This is a genomic window from Nocardioides sp. LHD-245, assembly GCF_030929495.1.
Lineage (GTDB): Bacteria > Actinomycetota > Actinomycetes > Propionibacteriales > Nocardioidaceae > Nocardioides.
In genome coordinates, this window is sequence record NZ_JAVFWN010000021.1 from 63,796 (window position 1) to 82,690 (window position 18,895).

Annotated in this window: 16 protein-coding genes, 1 tRNA gene and 1 pseudogene; 15 read left to right on the forward strand and 3 right to left on the reverse strand. The window is 71.1% G+C overall.

The window, feature by feature from the left end:
- The first annotated feature begins 70 nt into the window (after positions 1-70).
- From RB608_RS25740 to RB608_RS25775, 8 genes are all read left to right on the forward strand, one after another.
- Positions 71-1,483: a glycine--tRNA ligase gene (locus tag RB608_RS25740; protein ID WP_308090949.1), complete on the forward strand. Its 1,413-nt coding sequence runs from the start codon at positions 71-73 to the stop codon at positions 1,481-1,483.
- Positions 1,477-2,208 carry a hypothetical protein gene (locus RB608_RS25745; RefSeq protein WP_308090950.1) on the forward strand — a complete coding sequence of 244 codons (732 nt, stop codon included), beginning with the start codon at positions 1,477-1,479 and terminating at the stop codon, positions 2,206-2,208. Before RB608_RS25740 ends, RB608_RS25745 begins: the two co-directional genes overlap by 7 nt.
- Entirely contained in the window at positions 2,205-3,341 is a 1,137-nt protein-coding gene (dusB, locus tag RB608_RS25750) for a tRNA dihydrouridine synthase DusB (RefSeq protein WP_308090951.1), read from the forward strand. The genes RB608_RS25745 and dusB overlap by 4 nt, the downstream gene beginning before the upstream one ends.
- Positions 3,342-3,480: 139 nt before the next feature.
- Entirely contained in the window at positions 3,481-4,335 is an 855-nt protein-coding gene (locus RB608_RS25755; protein ID WP_308090952.1) for a hypothetical protein, read from the forward strand.
- A 38-nt stretch (positions 4,336-4,373) separates the two neighbouring features.
- Positions 4,374-4,604, forward strand: coding sequence for a hypothetical protein (locus RB608_RS25760; protein WP_308090953.1), 231 nt, complete (start codon positions 4,374-4,376; stop codon positions 4,602-4,604).
- Entirely contained in the window at positions 4,585-5,055 is a 471-nt protein-coding gene (locus RB608_RS25765) for a PIN domain-containing protein (protein ID WP_308090954.1), read from the forward strand. The genes RB608_RS25760 and RB608_RS25765 overlap by 20 nt, the downstream gene beginning before the upstream one ends.
- Before the next feature lie 65 nt (positions 5,056-5,120).
- A complete protein-coding gene (locus tag RB608_RS25770) occupies positions 5,121-5,552 on the forward strand; it encodes a hypothetical protein (protein ID WP_308090955.1) in 432 nt (143 codons plus the stop codon).
- 44 nt (positions 5,553-5,596) lie between these two features.
- Entirely contained in the window at positions 5,597-6,820 is a 1,224-nt protein-coding gene (locus RB608_RS25775; RefSeq protein WP_308090956.1) for a deoxyguanosinetriphosphate triphosphohydrolase, read from the forward strand.
- 65 nt (positions 6,821-6,885) lie between these two features.
- Here the strand turns inward: RB608_RS25775 and RB608_RS25780 are convergent, their stop codons facing one another.
- Entirely contained in the window at positions 6,886-7,833 is a 948-nt protein-coding gene (locus tag RB608_RS25780; protein WP_308090957.1) for a hypothetical protein, read from the reverse strand.
- 54 nt (positions 7,834-7,887) lie between these two features.
- The gene (locus RB608_RS25785; RefSeq protein WP_308090958.1) at positions 7,888-8,694 is read right to left on the reverse strand and encodes a L,D-transpeptidase; all 807 of its coding nucleotides are present in this window, start codon (positions 8,692-8,694) and stop codon (positions 7,888-7,890) included.
- A gap of 194 nt (positions 8,695-8,888) precedes the next feature.
- Between RB608_RS25785 and RB608_RS25790 the strand changes: the two are divergent.
- From RB608_RS25790 to RB608_RS25810, 5 genes and pseudogenes are all read left to right on the forward strand, one after another.
- A pseudogene (locus RB608_RS25790) lies at positions 8,889-9,074 on the forward strand (CHC2 zinc finger domain-containing protein); the annotation flags it as partial.
- Positions 9,075-9,491: 417 nt separating this feature from the next.
- Positions 9,492-11,717, forward strand: coding sequence for a DNA primase (gene dnaG / locus RB608_RS25795; protein WP_308090979.1), 2,226 nt, complete (start codon positions 9,492-9,494; stop codon positions 11,715-11,717).
- A 10-nt stretch (positions 11,718-11,727) separates the two neighbouring features.
- Positions 11,728-12,228, forward strand: a complete 501-nt coding sequence (locus tag RB608_RS25800) for a hypothetical protein (protein ID WP_308090959.1) — start codon at positions 11,728-11,730, stop codon at positions 12,226-12,228.
- Between the two features lie 90 nt (positions 12,229-12,318).
- Positions 12,319-12,394 (forward strand) — tRNA-Asn (locus RB608_RS25805).
- A 623-nt stretch (positions 12,395-13,017) separates the two neighbouring features.
- Positions 13,018-16,116, forward strand: coding sequence for a M14 family zinc carboxypeptidase (locus tag RB608_RS25810; protein ID WP_308090960.1), 3,099 nt, complete (start codon positions 13,018-13,020; stop codon positions 16,114-16,116).
- A gap of 63 nt (positions 16,117-16,179) precedes the next feature.
- On the opposite strand, the gene RB608_RS25815 is transcribed toward RB608_RS25810, so the two are convergent.
- Entirely contained in the window at positions 16,180-16,683 is a 504-nt protein-coding gene (locus tag RB608_RS25815; protein ID WP_308090961.1) for a hypothetical protein, read from the reverse strand.
- Positions 16,684-16,798: 115 nt separating this feature from the next.
- On the opposite strand from RB608_RS25815, the gene RB608_RS25820 reads away from it, so the two are divergent.
- A complete protein-coding gene (locus tag RB608_RS25820; protein WP_308090962.1) occupies positions 16,799-17,515 on the forward strand; it encodes a response regulator transcription factor in 717 nt (238 codons plus the stop codon).
- Complete coding sequence (locus RB608_RS25825; RefSeq protein WP_308090963.1) at positions 17,512-18,894, forward strand: HAMP domain-containing sensor histidine kinase; 1,383 nt, start codon at positions 17,512-17,514, stop codon at positions 18,892-18,894. Before RB608_RS25820 ends, RB608_RS25825 begins: the two co-directional genes overlap by 4 nt.
- Position 18,895: the final 1 nt, after the last annotated feature.

Below are 18,895 nucleotides of genomic sequence, written 5' to 3' on the forward strand. Positions count from 1 at the left end.
GGTTGCTCCGCGAGTCAGCTCACACACACCCGCTCGGCAGCCAGCCGGGCTCGTCCCATAAGGAACCCCCGTGGCCAAGCCGCCCCCGTCCACCGTCGATCAGGTCGTCTCGCTCGCGAAGCGCCGAGGCTTCGTCTATCCCTGCGGGGAGATCTACGGAGGCACCCGCTCGGCGTGGGACTACGGCCCGCTGGGCGTCGAGCTCAAGGAGAACATCAAGCGCCAGTGGTGGCGCTCGATGGTGCAGAGCCGCGACGACGTCGTCGGCCTCGACTCCAGCGTGATCCTGCCGCGGCAGACCTGGGAGGCCTCGGGCCACGTCGCGACCTTCAACGACCCGCTCACCGAGTGCCTGTCGTGCCACAAGCGCTACCGCTACGACCACCTGCAGGAGCAGTACGCCGAGAAGTTGGCCAAGAAGACGGGGCACAGTGCGAACCCCGACGACGTCGATCTCAAGGACGTCGTGTGCGCCAACTGCGGCACCCGCGGCGCCTGGACCGAGCCGCGCGAGTTCTCCGGCATGCTCAAGACCCACCTCGGCGTGGTCGAGGACGAGTCGGGCCTGCACTACCTGCGCCCCGAGACCGCGCAGGGCATCTTCCTCAACTTCGCCAACGTGGTGACCTCGCAGCGGATGAAGCCCCCGTTCGGCATCGCCCAGATCGGCAAGAGCTTCCGCAACGAGATCACGCCGGGCAACTTCATCTTCCGCACCCGCGAGTTCGAGCAGATGGAGATGGAGTTCTTCGTCAAGCCGGGTGAGGACGAGGAGTGGCACAAGTACTGGATCGAGGAGCGCACCCGCTGGTACGTCGACCTCGGCATCGACCCCGACAACCTGCGTCACTTCGAGCACCCGAAGGCCAAGCTGAGCCACTACTCGAAGGGCACCACGGACATCGAGTACCGCTTCAACTTCACCGGGTCGGAGTGGGGCGAGCTCGAGGGCATCGCCAACCGCACCGACTTCGACCTGTCGACCCATGCGGAGCACTCCGGCAAGGACCTGTCGTACTTCGACCAGGCCGCCAACACCCGCTACGTGCCCTACGTGATCGAGCCGGCCGCCGGCCTGTCGCGCAGCCTGATGACCTTCCTCGTCGACGCCTACGCCGAGGACGAGGCGCCCAACACCAAGGGTGGCGTCGACAAGCGGACCGTGCTGCGGCTCGACCCGCGCCTGGCCCCCATCAAGGCCGCGGTGCTGCCGCTGAGCCGCAACGAGGACCTCACGCCGCGGGCCAAGGCCGTCGCCACCGAGCTGCGCGCCCTGTGGAACGTCGACTTCGACGACGCCGGCGCCATCGGCAAGCGCTACCGCCGCCAGGACGAGATCGGCACGCCGTACTGCGTCACGGTCGACTTCGACACGCTCGACGACCAGGCGGTCACCGTGCGCGACCGGGACACCATGTCCCAGGAGCGGGTGGCCCTCGACAAGCTCACCACCTACTTCGCCGAGCGGCTCGTCGGATGCTAGGTGCCGTCCTTCGGTCGACCCGGCTGGTGATCGCCGCGGGCCTCGCGCTCACGGCGCTGGCCGGGTGCGGCTCCGATGACGGCAAGGAAGCGAAGCAGGCGAAGCCGAGCCCCACGGCGACCAGCACGGCCCCGACGACGTATCTCCCGGTGCCCGGCGACGTCACCCTCACCGAGCCGGGGACCGCCCTCGGGCTCGGCGAGGAGGGTGTCGTCGCGTTCCAGCGCCGGCAGGACGAGGTCGGCGTCCTCGCGGTGAACGTGCGACGGATCGAGCGCACGTCGTTCCAGGAGTCCTTCCCGGGGTGGAACGTCGACGACGCGACAGCCGCGCGTACGCCGTACTTCGTGCGGGTCGAGGTCACCAACGTCGGTGACGTCGACCTCGGGGGGATGCGCCTCGACAACGTGCTGTGGGGCGACGACGGCACCACGCTCGAGGCGCCCAACTACTACACCGCCGAGCAGCTGCCGGTGTGCTCGGGCGACCCGCTGCCGACCCCCTTCGCGGCCGGTGCGACCGCCGAGCTGTGCCAGGTCTACTTCATCGCTCCCACCCGGGCGCTGGAGCGGGTCTCCTTCTCGCCGTTCGGCGGCCTGGACGCCGTCGCGTGGAGCGGTGACCTGAGCCCGGTGGGCAAGCCCGGGAAGAAGGGCGCGAAGGGCAAGGGCGAGAAGGACGAGGGCGCGAAGGACGAAGGCGCGAAGGGCGAGCCGACGTCGTGAGCGGTCTGCGCCTGGGCTCCCTCGAGGTGCCCACTCCCGTCGTCCTCGCGCCGATGGCCGGCATCACCAATGCCGCCTACCGCCGGCTGTGCGCCGAGCACGGAGCCGGGCTGTACGTGTGCGAGATGATCACCAGCCGTGGGCTGGTCGAGGGCGACGAGACCACCCGCCGGATGCTGGTGTTCGACGAGGCTGAGAAGGTCCGCTCCGTCCAGCTCTACGGCACCGACCCGGTCTACGTCGGCGAGGCGACTCGGATCCTGTGCGAGGAGTACGCCGTCGCGCACGTCGACCTCAACTTCGGCTGCCCGGTGCCCAAGGTCACCCGCAAGGGCGGCGGCGGCGCCCTGCCGTGGAAGCGCAACCTGCTGGGCCGGATCCTCGAGGAGGCGGTCGCCGCCGCGGCGCCGTACGACGTGCCGGTGACGATGAAGACCCGCAAGGGCCTCGACGACGACCATCCGACCTTCCTCGACGCGGGCCGGATCGCCCAGGAGACCGGAGTCGCCGCGATCGCGCTGCACGGCCGGACCGTCGCGCAGGCCTACTCCGGGCAGGCCGACTGGGCGGCCATCGCCGAGCTGGTCGACCACGTCGACATCCCGGTCCTCGGCAACGGCGACATCTGGGAGGCCGCCGACGCGCTGCGGATGATCGAGCAGACCGGCGCCGCCGGGGTGGTGGTCGGCCGCGGCTGCCTGGGTCGCCCCTGGCTGTTCCGCGACCTGGCCGCCGCCTTCTCCGACGACGGGCCCGGCGCGACGACGCTGCCGACCCTCGGCGAGGTCGCCGCGATGATGCGCCGCCACGCCGAGCTGCTGTGCGAGCACATGGGGGAGGAGCGCGGCTGCAAGGAGTTCCGCAAGCACGTCACCTGGTACCTCAAGGGCTTCCGGGCCGGCGGCGAGCTGCGCCGTACGCTCGGCCTCGTCGACTCGCTCGCCGCCCTCGACCGGATGCTCGCCGATCTCGACCCCGCCGAGCCGTTCCCCGCGACCGAGCTGGGTGCGCCCCGCGGGCGGCAGGGAGCCCCCCGGCACAAGGTGGTGCTGCCGGAGGGGTGGCTGGACGACACCGACGGGCTCGCCGGTGCCGGCGTGCTCGAGGACGTCGACGAGACCACGGGCGGATAGGACGGGTGAGCCGGCTCACCGGCGGAGCGGTCTCACCAATTGGTTGAAGGCTTGATCTTTGTGCTCTACTCGCACGATGCTCTGGCGCAGGTCAGAGTCCTCGGGACGAATCTGTAAGCGACAGCAAAGGAATCAGCGCGTGGCCACCAGCCACAAGCGGGAAACCGCGCGACGTACGCCCCGGGCCGCCGTCCTGGCCGGCTCGCTCGCCGCCCTCGCGACCACCGCGGTCGTCACGGGAGGCGTCCTCAACTCCCCAACCCCCGACGCCGACCTGGTCGCGGTGGACCGCTCGAAGGCCGCCGCCGGCTCCGTCGGCGACAGCGGCGCCCGGGCGCCGGTGCTCTCCCGCAGCACCGACCGGTCGGCCGACGCCATCGGCACCGAGCTCGACGGCCTGCTCGCGGACAGCACGACCGCGCAGGCGATCGCCGAGGCGAAGAAGCGCCAGTGGACCTCCGCGCCGCTCAACCTGTGGACCCGCCCCGACAAGCAGGCCAAGGAGGTCGGCGAGATCGAGGAGGGCGAGAAGGTCCTCGTCACCGGCCGCACGTACGGCGAGCGCGCCGAGGTCGTCGTCGAGGGCAAGTCCCGCTGGGTGACCGCCGGCTACTTCACCGACGAGAAGCCCCCGACCCTCGGCGGCGCGTGCACCAACGGCACCTCGGTTCCCGGCAACGTCAGCGAGAGCATCAAGAAAGTCCACGCGGCGGTCTGCGCCAACTTCCCGGAAGTCAGTGTCTACGGCACGCTCCGCGGCGGCGGCGGCGACCACCCGCGCGGCCGGGCGGTCGACATCATGATCTCGGGCGGCGTCGGCTGGGAGATCGCCGAGTTCGTCCGCGCCAACTACGCGGCCCTCGGCGTCTCCTACGTCATCTACTCGCAGAAGATCTGGTCGGTCGAGCGAGGTGGGGAGGGCTGGCGGGGCATGCCGAACCGCGGCTCGGCCACCGCCAACCACTACGACCACGTGCACGTCTCCGTCTTCTGAGAAGCCGGACTGCTAGCACTGGGTGCTAGCATTGGGTCATGCCCGCGCTGCACATCAGGGACGTTCCCGAGGAGACCGTGGCTGCCATCAAGCGCCGCGCTGCTCGGCACGGTCACTCGGTGCAGCAAGAGTTGCGCGAGGCCCTGGAGCGCCTCGCCAACGAGCCAGAACGTGGCCGACCGCCTCGCTGCCTTGGCCTGACCATTGTCGAGTCGGGCAACGACACGCCTTTCAACCGCGCAGACATCTATGGCGACGACGGGCGCTGACCGACCGGCACCGGTCGATGTGGTGCTCGACTCCAACGTGCTGCTCGCTGCAACAGATGCCGGGCGCCGCAACCATGTCCAGGCGCTCGAGTTGGTCCGCTATGACGAGCGTCGGCTCGCCATCACCCCGCAGATCGTGCGGGAGTACCTCGTGGTGGGCACTCGTGCGCCGGAGGTGAACGGACTCGGCCTGCCGATGTCACAGGCGTTGGGGAACGTTGACAGCTTCCTTCTCGACATGAGCCTGCTGTCCGAGGGGGATGCCTCGCTGCGCTGGCTTCGCGACCTGCTTGACCACCACGAGGTGCTGGGCAAGCAGGTCCATGATGCCAACGTCGTGGCGGTGGCCTTGGCGCACGGTGTCGGCGCCATCGTCACGGAGAACACGCGCCACTACGCCCGGTTCGCTGGTCTGATCGGCATCGAGAGCTTGGGCGATGTGTCCGCGTGACGCTCTCGGCCGCGGCCTGTGGAGAGCCGCTGGCCCGGTCCGCGTCCGCGCGGCATGCTGCAGGCATGATCCGACGCGACACTCGGGCGCGCATCCGCCACCAGCGTGACCTGGACCGGACCTGGCGTCAGTGGGTCCGCCGGTGCGACCGGCCGCCCGTCGGCACCACCTGCCTGTTGGTGTGGTCGGACGGCAGGACCACGCGGAGGGCCGTGACCTTCGGCGACGTCGTCGGCCCGCTGGACGAAGAGCAGGAGTACTGCCTGGCCCGGTGGCTCCGGGACGTGCTGGAGGACACCGACGGATGGCGCGTTGCCTTCCTCATGACCCGGCCGGGCGAGGAGGCCATCGACGAGCGCGACCTGGCGTGGGCGACGTCGCTGTACGCCGCGGCGCGCCGGGCCGTGGTGGCCTGCGAAGTCGTGCACCTCTGCGTCGGCCGCGAGGTGCGACCGCTGCCGCTCGACGCGCTGCCGGCGGGCGCCCTCGACATCTGAACAGCAGGCCGGTCGCTCGACGTGTCCGCCGATAGGGTCGCTCCGTGGACCAGGTCGAGCAGCGGTACGACGCGCACGCACGCGAGCGGATCGTGCCTGAGCCGCCGAAGCGCGTGGAGGCACCGGAGCGGCTGCCCTTCGAGCGGGACCGGGCGCGGGTGGTGCACGCGGCGTCGTTCCGGCGGCTGGCGGCCAAGACGCAGGTCGTCGGCCCGCAGAGCGACGACTTCGTCCGCAACCGGCTGACCCACAGCCTGGAGGTGGCCCAGATCGCGCGCGACCTGTCCCGGGCCCTGGGCACCCACCCCGACATCACCGAGACGGCCGCGCTGGCCCACGACCTCGGGCATCCGCCGTTCGGTCACAACGGGGAGCGGGCGCTGGCCGAGCTGGCCACCGGGTGCGGCGGCTTCGAGGGCAACGCCCAGACGCTGCGGCTGCTGACCCGGCTCGAGGCCAAGACGCCCGGCGCCGGGCTCAACCTCACCCGCGCCACGCTCGACGCCTGCACGAAGTACCCCTGGGGGCGCGGCGAGGCCGCCGACGGGAACGGCAAGTTCGGTGTGTACGACGACGACCGGCCGGCGTTCGACTGGCTGCGTGTCGGAGCGCCCGTGGGCGAGCGCTGTCTCGAGGCGCAGGTGATGGACCTCGCCGACGACGTCGCCTACTCCGTCCACGACGTCGAGGACGGCACCGTCGCCGGCAAGGTCGACCTGACCCGGCTGGACGCCGCGGCCGTGTGGGACACGGTGCGGGTCTGGTACCAGCCCGACGCCTCCGATGCCGAGCTCGACGACGTGCTCGACCGGCTGCGAGCGGTCGGCAGCTGGCCCCGGGCGCCGTACGACGGCGGGCGAGCCGGTCTCGCGGCGCTGAAGAACCTCACCAGTGACCTGATCGGCCGCTTCTGCGGAGCGGTCCAGCAAGCCACCTTCGCGGCCGGGGAGGAGCCGTTCGTCCGCTACGCGGGGGACCTGGTCATCCCGGAGGCCACCTGGGCCGAGATCACGGTGCTCAAGGGGATCGCCGCCCACTACGTCATGGAGGACGCCGACCGGGTCGCCCTCCAGGTGCGCCAGCGCGAGCTCCTCGCCGCCCTGGTCGACGTGCTCCTCGACCGTGGCCCCGATGCCCTCGACGAGATGTACGCCGCCGACTGGCACGCCGCCGCCGACGACGCGGCCCGCACCCGGGTGGTGATCGACCAGGTGGCCTCGCTCACCGATGCCAGCGCGGTCGCCTGGCACGAGCGCCTGCTCGGCTGAGCCCGGAAGCAGATCGACCCGTCGCGTTCGAACGCGACGGGTCGATCGGGTGGAGCGGGGGAGGGTCAGCCGGTCACCGGCACGTGGTCCTTGACCGGCTTGGGCGCCGGGGCGTCGTCGGGCGCGGGCACCCGGTCGCTGGTGACATTGCCGCACGTGGCGGAGGCGACGGTGAGCTTGATCTGGTCGAGCACGTTGAGGTAGAGCGCGTCGACGGTGAAGGTGCCGTCGGCGTTGGCCGTCTGGCGGTTCACGACCAGCTCGATGATCGGCGGGACGCCGGCGACGTCCGGGATCTTGATGGCCTGGTTGGCCTGCTTCGTGTCGATCGTGACCGGGAGGCCGAGCGCGGCGAGGTCGGCGATGGTGGTGGTGCCGGAGTTGCCCGTGCACTTCGCCTCGACGGCACCGGCGCCGACGATCCTCAGCTTGCCCCGGAGTACGTCGCACAGGCCGTTCAGCTCGAGCTTGGTGAGCTTGCTGATGTCGAGGGCGCCCAGAGCGCCGAGGTTGAGCGGAGTCCCCTTGGTCGCCGTACCGATCTGGTCCAGCACGCCCTGCAGGTTGGTGAGGAGCGGCGCCAGCACCGTCGTGTCGAGCGGCTGGGTCAGCTGCCCGAGGGCGGCGGTCAGGTCGTCGCAGGCCTTGCCGAGCGGCTGGGTCAGCGCGTCGAGCTGCGGGATGGCGAGCAGCCCGTCGCCGACCGCCAGGTCCGTGACGCTGGCCGTGGCGGCGCCGTTCTGGGCGGACGCGTTGATGATGCCGCCGCTGGCGACCGGGTTCTTGGGAAGGCCCACGAGGGAGTCGCTCTTGGGCGCGCCGTCCGTCGAGGTGACGGTCGGCAACGGCTCGATCACGGCGTTGCCGGCGATCGAGAGCTCGAGGCCGAAGGCGGACGACGGGGAGCCCGCCGCGGTCGCCGAGCTGCCCGCGAGCAGGGACACGGATGCCGCCGTCCCCGCCACCAGGAGGAGCGCGCCGGCCACCGGAGCCAGGTGCCGCTTGTTCTTCATCGGTGTTCCCTTCGTCTTCATCATGTGTCCCCGAGATCGAGCAGTACGTGGGGGTCAGGCCTCGTCGACCATGACCACCGTCCCGAGCGGGACGGTGCGGAGCAGGTCGAGCGCGTCATCGGGCACCCGCACGCAGCCGTGGCTGACGGCCTTGCCGAAGACCGACGGGTCGGTCCAGCCGTGCAGCGCCACCGTGCCGGGCCCGCCGCCGTAGGAGTCGAGGGTCTCGCTGTGACTGCCCAGCGGCAGGATGATCGGCGAGAACGGCTGCTTGTCGTCGATGATCTGACCGAGCACGAAGGTCCGGCCGACAGGTGTCGGGGTGCCGCTCGCCCCGATCGCCACGGTCCAGGTCCCGACCAGCGTGTCGTCCTCGAAGAGCTCGAGGGAGCGCTCGCCGAGGTGCACCTTGATCAGGAACCGGCTGCGGGCCTCGATCAGCTCCGAGCCGCGGATCCAGCCTGTCGAGCCGTTCGGCTTCGACGGCAGCAGTACCTGCACCCAGTCGCGGTTGCGGGTGATCGCCGGCAGCCAGGTGTCGCCGAACTGGCTCGCCTTGATCTTGCCGAACGGCCTGCCGTCGGGCTCGTCGTACAGCGCTGTCGTCCGCTTCGGATGCACGACCGTGCCCTTCGGCACGTTCGTCGGGCGGGGGTCCTGCGGGGCTGCCGCGATGGTGGTCATCGTGGAGCTGGTCGGCAGGTCCTTCAGGTCCAGGTCGACCGAAGAGATCGGCGCTGCTCGCGGCGTCGTGTCGTCCTCGCCGTCCTTGAGCACCAAGACCAGGACCGAGACCGCGAAGAGCAGGACGATCAGGGTCACCGGCCAGCTGGTGCGGCTGCGCGCCGACGCCTGCTCCATGCCCGGTCCCTCCCCGAACGCTCATGACCCCATGACCCCTTCGTGCGGTCCTCCCGGCAAGCCAACGAGTCAGCCCCGGTCGAGGTCACGCCGGCGGGCGAGATCTCGACCCCGCGGCCCGCCGCCGCTGGCCGCATCCACAGCCCGCTTCGACTGCCTGTGGCCCGGTCGTACCCCCTCAGTAGGATCACGGCATGGCAGGCCGGATTCGTGACGAGGACATCGCCACGGTCCGTGAGCGGGCCAAGATCGACGAGGTCGTGTCGTCGTACGTCACGCTCCGCAACGCCGGCGGCGGCTCGATGAAGGGGCTGTGCCCCTTCCACGACGAGAAGTCCCCGTCGTTCCATGTGACCCCGAGCCGCGGCTTCTTCCATTGTCTGGCCGGGGAGACCCGGGTGCTGACCTGGGACGGGCCCCGCGAGATCCGCGAGCTGGCCGGCGCCACGCATCGGATCCTCGGCGCGCGCGGCGACTGGATCGAGGCGCCCTTCAAATCCTACGGAGTCCAGCGGCTGCATCGGATCACCGTGACCCGCAACCGCCAGCGCAAGGAGCTCTACGCCACCGACGGCCATCGATGGTTCATCCGGTCCGGCAAGACCCAGAAGAATGCACGGGAGGTGCTGACGACCGCGCTGAAGTCCGGTGACCGGCTGGTCTCGAAGTTCCCACGGTCCCGGATCCGGAGGACCACCCCGTCGCCGTTCGGCATCGCGCACGGATTCACCTACGGCGACGGCACTCGCAACGGCACCGGATCGATGGCCCTGATCTGCCCGCCGAAGGACGAGGGCATGCTCAAGTGGTTCCCCAACAGCCACACCACAGACCGCGGTGACGGCAACCTCCTGGTCCATCACCTGCCGAGGTTCTTCAAGGACCGGCCGTCGTTGGACGAGTCGGTGCCCTATCTCTACGGCTGGCTGGCAGGCTACTTCGCCGCCGACGGGTGCGTGGCCGCCGATGGCACCGTGATCATGAACTCCGCCGATCGTGACGATCTGGAGTTCTTCCGCACGGTCTGCACCCGGCTCGGCATCGCGACCTACGGCATCACCTCCCAGTTGCGGGTCGGGCTGGGTGAGGTGCCGTCGGAGCTGTACCGCATCCACCTCGTGAACGAGGACCTCGACGGGGGCTTCTTCCTCCTCGAGCCGCATCGCCGGCGGTTCGAGGCGAACGCCAAGGCTTTCGCCCGGCGCGGCTGGGTGGTCGAGAGCGTCGAGGAGACCGATCGGATCGAGGAGGTGTTCTGTGCGGAGGTCGAGGACGGTCACGCGTTCACGCTCGAGGACAACATCCTCACCGGCAACTGCTTCGGCTGCCAGGAAGGCGGCGACGTCTTCACCTTCTTGATGAAGATCGACGGGCTCACCTTCGGCGAGGCCGTCGAGCGGATGGCCGACAAGTACGGCATCCACCTGCGCCGCGACGAGACCGGTCACGACGATCGGCCGAAGGGGCCGCAGCGCCGCCGGCTGGTCGAGGCGCACGCCGTCGCCCAGGAGTTCTACGCCGAGCAGCTCGGCACGCCCGACGCGCTGGCCGCGCGCCAGTTCCTGGCCGAGCGCGGGTTCGACCAGCAGGCCGCCCTCACCTTCGGCGTCGGCTTCGCTCCGCGCGACGGCGAGGCGCTGTGGCGCCACCTGAGCGGCCGGAAGTTCAGCTCCGAGGAGGTGATCGCCGCCGGCCTGGTGGCGATGGGCCGCTCGCTCTACGACAAGTTCCGCGGGCGCCTGCTGTGGCCGATCCGCGAGACCAACGGCGACACCATCGGGTTCGGCGCCCGGCGGATCTTCGACGACGACCGGATCACGGCCAAGTACCTCAACACCCAGGAGACGCCGATCTACAAGAAGAGCCAGGTGCTCTACGGCATCGACCTGGCCCGCAAGCCGATCGCGCTCAAGTCGCAGGCGGTCGTCGTCGAGGGCTACACCGACGTGATGGCTTGCCATCTGGCCGGCGTCGAGACGGCCGTCGCCACCTGCGGCACCGCCTTCGGCGACGACCACGCCCGCGTCCTGCGGCGCTTCCTCGACGACCACGCCGAGCTCCGCAGCGAGGTCGTGTTCACCTTCGACGGCGACGAGGCCGGCCAGAAGGCAGCGTTGCGCACGTTCGAGGGCGACCAGCGGTTCGTGTCGCAGACGTACGTCGCGGTGGCGCCCGAGGGCCTGGACCCCTGCGAGCTGCGGATCCAGCAGGGCGACGACGCGGTTCGCGAGCTGATCGCCAGCCGCCGCCCGCTCTACCGCTTCGTCCTCGAGAACGTCGTCGGCCGCTACGACCTCGACCGCGCCGACAGCCGGGTCGATGCGATCCGGGAGGGTGCCAAGCTGGTCGCCAGCGTGCGGGACAAGTCGAAGGTCGACGCCTTCGTCCGGGAGCTCTCCGCCATGGTGGGTGTCGACATCGAGCAGGCCCGTGCGGAGGTACGCCGGGCCGCGGCGCGCGGACCGGAGCGGACCAACCGCAACGAGCGCGGCCGCCAGCAGCCGGAGGCCACCCTGGTGCCGGCGCCCCGCTCCGCCGTACCCGATCTCAGGGAGCCGCGCTTCGGCATCGAGCGCGAGACCCTCAAGCTGGTCCTGCAGGCCCCGCTCGCGATCGGCCGCACCACCGCCGACATCGGCAGCAACGACTTCACCCACCCGACCTACCGCGCCGTCTGGGACCTCGTGGCGGCCGCCGGCGGCACCGTCGCCGGGCAGAACGACCCGGGCTGGGTGACCCGACTGCGCGCCGCCACCACCGACCCGGTGGTGTCCTCGCTGGTCAGCGCGCTCGCCGTCGAGCCGATCCCGGCCCATCGCGAGATCGACGCGAGCTATGTCGCCCACCATGTCTACCGGCTCCAGGAGCTGACCGCGCTGCGCCGCATCGACGAGGTCCGGTCCCGACTCCAGCGCACCAACCCGCTCGACAACGCCGGCGACTACAACAAGATGTTCGGTGAGCTGGCGGCGCTCGAGCAGCACCGGCGCACCCTGCGCGAGAAGATCGTGGGCGCGCCGTGAGGCGGGGGTCATGAGGTTCCCGCCGCTGCCGGCGCGCCGCCCGCCGTTCCCGGTCGGGCGGGGAGAGCGCCTGCTCGCCTGGGCCGAGGTGCGGCAGCCGGGTGACGGGCCGGCGCTCGTCGGCGGCACCCGCGACGCGCTCTACCTGCCCACCCGCATCCCCTGGGAGCAGGTCGCCAGCGCCGACTGGGACCAGGAGGAGTCGACCCTGCGGGTCGTCGAGGTCGCTCGCTTCGGCGCATCCAGCCCGGTCCACGAGCTGCGTCTCGACGACGCCGGCCGCCTGCTGCAACTGGTCCGCGAGCGGGTCACCGCGAGCATCGCCGTCCAGCGGCATGTCGCCGTCGCCGGGCGCCGCTCGGTGCGCATCCTGGCGCGGCGGGCCCCCGGGACCCGAGGCGAGCTGGCCTGGTTCGTCGAGTACGACGACGGGCTGGATCCCGCGGACCCGCGGGTCGACGTGGTGGTCCAGGAGGCCCTGTCCGCCGCCCGCGCCGACGTCCAGGTCTGAGCCTCGCGACTCCGGGGGCACCTCGATTTCTGGGGGCAGCCCCCGCCTTGCTAGGGTTTCCCCGCTCCACCTCGCGGTGGAGTCGAGCATTCCCCCGTAGCTCAACTGGCAGAGCATTCGACTGTTAATCGAAGGGTTACTGGTTCGAGTCCAGTCGGGGGAGCCACACGAGGGCCTCTGGCCTGCGGAGACGCGGGCCCGGGGCCCTCTGGCGTCTTCGTCGCGACACCCGGGTCCACCGCCCGCGCGCCCACCCGGTCCTACGCGTCCACCGGGCGCCGCCGTCGCCGTCCCTCCTCGCCCTGGGGCGTCTCGGACCCGCGGTTCGAGAACTGCCCGTTGACCTCTGCGTCGGGGTGCAAGCTACCGGGCTCGGGCTGGCGTTCCGGCCGCAGAACGCTAGAGGGCTGGGGAAGCTCGCCGAGTTGGCCAAGCCCGCGCTGGACCGACTGCGCGACCAGCTGGGGGAGACGGCCGACCTCGGCGTCCTCGAGGCGGATCCTCAACCCGGGAGCCCTGCTGTAGCAGCGCAGTACCGGCCGCGGCCCGCCGCCCGGGGTGGCTCGTGGCCCGCCTGCTCTGGACCCCGTAGCGCGTCGAGACGATCTGGCGGATCTCTTGTCCCGAGATGAGAGCCGATCCCGACCAATCGTCCAGAATCCGCCGCGATTCCTTCGCTGCCGGTTGACGAGGCAGCCGACCGACCGCTTATGTGAGCACACACTTTTTGTGAGGTCGCTCACATCTCGGGAGTGTGATCATCCGTCCCCCCACACGCAAAGGCTGATCGTGTCTGCACATCTGAGAAGGAAACGCTTCGCCGCCTATGCCGCCGGGCTGGCCCTGTTCGGGCTCGCCGTCGGCGTCCTGCCGAGTGAGTCGACCGCCGCCCCGGCAGCCCGGACCGCGTCGCCGCAGGACGACGCCGTCCTGGAGCGCGACGCCGAGGAGACGCCCCGGGTCGTCGAGATCGTGGTGCCGGGCACCGCCGAGCTCGACCGTCTCGTCGCGACCGGCGTCGACCTCGACCACGGCGTCCACCAGGAGCCGGACGGCCTCGCGGTCCGAGCCGTCGTCACGCCCGGCGAGATCCGCCAGCTCGAGGCCCTCGGGTTCGAGGTCGGCGAGACCCTGATGACCACCAAGGACAGCCAGGCGGCTGTCCAGGAGCGCGATGCGACGATCGGAGCCAACCAGCAGGCGGCCGACGCGTTCGACGCGGAGGCGACCGACCCCGACGTCAGCGACGTCAAGATCCTGCGCGCGGACTACTACACCTCGTTCGGTACTCCGGTCCTCTCCGTGGAGGCCCAGGTCGCCAACGGTGGCAGCCTGCCGACGCTGACCGTCGAGCGGGACAGCGGTCCCGGCACCGCGTTCGGCAGTGGCGGTTCCCAGAACCTCGCGCCCTTCAACGACGCGGGCGTGTACATGTACCACATGGGCGCCAGCTCGAGTGGCCTGACGACGCGACCCGATCGGGTCCGGATCACCAGTCCCAGCGGCGACACGGCGATCGCCAAGGTCGCGGACTGGCTGCCGACCGCGGACGGCGAGGAGGATCCGTTCAAGGGCGACGGGTACCAGGAGGACTTCATCCAGTCCTACCTCGACCCGACCCAGCTCTACGACCGGATCAAGCAGCTGGCCGACACCTACCCCGACCTGGCCGAGATCGTCGAGCTGCCGTACAAGACCAACGGCTATCGCCGGCTGGCTCAGGCGCTGGTCGGCCCGACGGCGAACAACCCGACGGCCATCTCGCAGCGCTTCGGCGTCGACTCCAAGGCCTGGGGCCACCAGGGCGGGAACGGGATCACGGTCGAGGTGGCCGACCCGGGTGCGCCCGACTCCCCGTTGAGCGTCCACGTGGTCGGCAAGGCGATCAAGGTCTCCGCGGCGACCGATGGCACCGGCGCACTCACCAGCACCGCCGCGCAGATCGTCGCGGCGATCAACGCCAACGTGGTGGCCCGCACGCTGGTCACCGCCTACACCTACCGCAATGACGCGGGTGCCGGCGTGACGCCGGCGACGGCGCTCCCGGTCACGCTCACCGACGGCCTGGGTGCCCCGGCCTCGGTCTCACGGGACCCGCAGCAGGTCTATGCCATCAAGATCGGCAAGGTGCGCGACGGCTCCAAGCCGGGCGTCTTCTACTACGCGCAGGAGCACGCTCGCGAGTGGGTGCCGCCGCTGGTGACGATCGAGACCGCCGAGCGCCTGCTACGCAACTACAGCTCGCACGCCGGCACGCGGGACCTGGTCGACAACCTGGAGATCTGGATCCTGCCGTCGGTCAACCCGGACGGCGGGCACTACTCGTTCTACGACTTCGCCAGCCAGCGCAAGAACATGACCCGTCATTGCGCTGTCGCCGACAGCGGCGACTTCAACGGCCGCAACAGCTGGGGTGTGGACGTCAACCGCAACTACACCGAGTACAGCGCCTTCGACGGCTACAGCGGCGCTTCGACGACCAGCTGCACCAGTGGTACGTCGGCCGGCCCCGGCGAGCTGACCGAGCCCGAGGCGAAGAACGTCGACTGGGTGGCGAAGAGCAACCCCAACATCACCTTCTCGATGAACGTGCACAGCTCCGGCAACTACTTCATGTGGTCGCCGGCGGCGTACAAGTCGGCCGGTCGCGAGACCGCACCCGTCCCGACGCTCGAGGAGGAGGGTCTCTTCTGGGGCGCGTCGTCCCGGATCCTGACCGCCATCAAGCGGCACCGGGGCCTGAGCGTCACGCCCGCGAAGACGGGGCAGGTCGTCGACGTGCTCTACTCGGCGGCCGGCAACTCCGGCGACCTGCTCTGGTACAAGTACGGCATCTACGCCTGGGACTTCGAGGTGGGTGGCACCTTCCAGCCGCCGTTCGAGAACGTGGATCCCAACGGCGTGTCCGCCCATGAGGAGAGCCAGGAGTTCGCGAACGGCCTCATCGAGATGGCTCAGGTCGCCCTCGACCACGAGCGCGACGACGTCCCGCCGGTGTCCTCCGTCGCGGTCACGCCGTCGAGTGTCGAGGGGAAGGTGAACGTCGAGTTCGAGACCAACGAGCCGGCCGCCATCTTCTACACCGTCGACGGCACCGTCCCGACGCTGGACTCCGAGCGCTACGACGCAGCGGGCCTCCGCAACACCCGGGGTGAGCGCTTGAAGGTCGACGAGGGGGCCGAGATCCGCTGGATCACGGTCGACAGTCGCGGCAACGTCGAGCGGCACCTGGTTCCCGGGGAGGCCGGCAACTTCCGCGCCTGGAAGGCGGAGGTCGGCTACGAGGAGCCGCTGGCCTCCAGCGGCACGTCGCTCACGCTGAGCGCGGCGAAGGTCGCGGTGGGCGCCACCGGTGTCACCGCCCGGGTGCAGGTCACGGCCACCGGTCCCGGTGACCAGGAGACGCCCTCGGGGGTGGTCACGATCCGCGACGGCGACCTCGTGGTCGGGACGGGCGAGATCGGCGCCGACGGCGCGGCCTCGGTCGCGCTGAAGGCCTTCCCCTCGGCCGGGTCGAAGTCGCTGACCGCGGAGTACGGCGGCGACGCCAACTTCCTGCCCAGCGTCTCGGCACCCGCCACCCTGGTGGTCGGCAAGATCGCCTCGACCGTCACCGCCAAGGTGAAGAAGGCCAAGAAGCTCACGGTCGGCAAGCGGCCGAAGCTGAAGGTCGCGGTCGCGGCCCCCGGCGCAGATCTGGCGGGTACCGTCACCGTCGCGGTGGACGGCAAGCAGGTCGCCACCGCCGCGGTGGGCGCCGACGGTGCCGTGACGGTGAAGCTGCCGAAGGCCAAGGCCGGCAAGCACAAGGTGACCGTGACCTACGTGGGCAGCGCGTCCGCGGAGGGCTCGGTGACGACCGTCAAGCTCAAGGTGCCCCGCCGCTAGCGGGCACCCGGGCTCCAAGGCCACCGGCCGGCGACGTTCCACGTCGTCGGCCGGTGGTGTCTCTCAGCTGCTGGAATTGCCCTCCGACGACTCGCCCGGGGGCAGCTCGTCGTCCTGCTGCTGGGGAGCGGTGCCGGGCGGCACCTGACCCGTCCCGGGCGGCGGCCCGCCCTGACCGCTGCGCCCGCCCCAGCCCGGGAAGCCGCCCTGCCCGGGACCGCCCATCCGCTCCTGGCGGAAGCCGGGACCGTCGTGGTCGTCACCGGCCGCCAGGGCGGTGCCGGCCCCCGCTCCGGCACCGAGCACGAGTCCGGCGACCGCCACGGCGAGCGTGGCCCGGAAGCTGAAGACGCGGTCGCGCCAACGGGCCTTGGGCACCGGCGTGACAGGAAGTGCGGCAGCAGGTGCCGGGGGTCCGGCAGGAGGTCCGGTCGGCGGCCCCTGCACCGGCGGGAGCGGTGCGGGCTCGGTCGGCGGCGCCGCGTCCGCGTACCGGGGGGTACCGGAGTCGGAGCCGGGAGTGGCGCCCTCGTCGGGGCCGGGAGTGGGATCGTCGCGCTGGGTCATTCCTCCACGGTGGTCCGGCTGTCTGTGCTGACCCTGTGACCGGCCCGTGAAGTGCCGCAGGATCCGCACAGACGGTCCACAGGATCCGCACAGACTCCTGGCACAGTCTGATGCCATGAACCAGACCGCGACCCGCCCGGACGGCACCCCGCTGCGTGCCGTGGTGGTCGACGACGAGGTCAACATCGCGGAACTGGTGGCGATGGCGCTGCGCTACGAGGGCTGGGTGGTCCAGACCGCCCACACGGGTGGCGACGCCGTGACGGCGGTGCGCGACCACGGTCCCGATGTCGTGGTCCTCGACATGATGCTGCCCGACCAGGACGGCATGGCGGTGCTGCGTCGGATCCGCGCCGACGACCCGACCGTCCCGGTCCTCTTCCTGACCGCCCGCGACGCCGTCGAGGACCGGGTCGCCGGCCTCACCGCCGGCGGCGACGACTACGTGACCAAGCCGTTCTCCCTCGAGGAGCTCGTCGCCCGCCTCCGGGCGCTGGTACGCCGGGCCGGCACCGCTGTCGAGCAGAGCCGGTCCGCGCTCGTGGTGGGTGACCTGGTGCTCGACGAGGACAGCCGGGAGGTCACCCGCGCCGGGGAGGAGATCACCCTGACCGCGACGGAGTTCGAGCTGCTGCGCTACCTGATGCGCAACCCGCGCCGGGTCCTGAGCAAGGCGCAGATCCTCGATCGGGTCTGGAACTACGACTTCGGCGGTCAGGCCAATGTCGTCGAGCTCTACATCTCCTACCTGCGCAAGAAGATCGACGCCGGGCGGGCGCCGATGATCCACACGATGCGTGGCGCGGGCTACGTCCTGAAGCCGGCGGGATGATGGAACGTCTCTGGCCGCGCTCGCTCACCGCGCGGCTCGTCGTCACCGCCGTGACCCTGGTCGCGGTGGTGTCGCTGCTCGTCGGCACGGTGACCACGCTCGGCATGCGCGCCTGGCTGACCAACCGACTCGACGCCGACCTGGTCTCCCTCACCCGTGGCGCACCGGCGGGGGGCCCACCGGACGCCTTCGGCGGGACCGGACAGGTGCGGGCGGCCTACGTCGGGACCACGCAGCAGGGCGACATCGTCCGGCTGACGGCGAACGGCTGGCAGCAGCAGGCGCTGGATGTCGAGGTGCTCGCCGTGCTCGCGGATGCCGGGTCGGAGCCCACCACCGTCGATCTGCCCGGTCTGGGCAGCTATCGGGTCGTCCGGGCCCGGGAGGTCCGGGACGGCATCGCCGTCGTCGTCGGCCTGCCCACCGACGACGTCGACGAGGCCACCCGGTCCCTGATCCACCTCGAGATCGTGCTGGCGCTGCTCGGCATCGTCGTCGCCGGACTCGCCGGCACCGCCGTCGTACGACGTCAGCTGCGTCCGCTCACCGAGGTCGCCGCCACGGCGCACGCGGTCGCCGAGCTGCCGCTGGCCGAGGGCGAGATCGGGGTGACCGAGCGGGTCCCCGAGCACCTCACCGACCCGCGGACCGAGGCCGGCCAGGTCGGCCTGGCCCTCAACCAGCTGCTCGCCCATGTCGAGTCGTCGTTGTCGGCCCGTCACCGCAGCGAACAGCAGGTCCGGCAGTTCGTGGCGGACGCGTCCCACGAGCTGCGCACGCCGCTGACCACGATCGCCGGCTACACCGAGCTCGCCCGCCGCCGTGGCGACGCCGACACGTCGGCGATGGCGCTCGCGAAGGTCGAGGAGGAGGCCGGCCGGATGACGGCCCTGGTCGAGGACCTGCTGCTGCTCGCCCGCCTCGATGCCGGCCGGCCGCTCGCGGCCGAGACCGTGGACCTGACCCGGCTGCTGATCGAGGCCGTCGACGACGCCCGCGTCGTCGCCCCCGGCCACCGGTGGCGGATCGTGCTGCCCGACGGCGGGGAGCCGGTGGAGACGACCGGCGACGAGCACCGGCTGCACCAGGTGGTCACCAACCTGCTGGCCAACGCACGCAAGTACACGCCGGCCGGTACGACGGTCACCGTGACCGTGCGCCCCGACGGCTTCGAGGTGCACGACGATGGCCCCGGCTTCCCGCCCGGCCTGGTCGACACCGCCTTCGAGCGGTTCACCCGCGGTGACACGTCGAGGCACCGCTCGGACGGCGGGGTCGGCCTCGGGCTGGCGCTTGTGCAGGCGATCGTCAGCGCCCACGGGGGTTCCGTCGCGCTGCACAGCGCACCGGGTGACACCCGGGTATCCGTGCGCCTCTGAG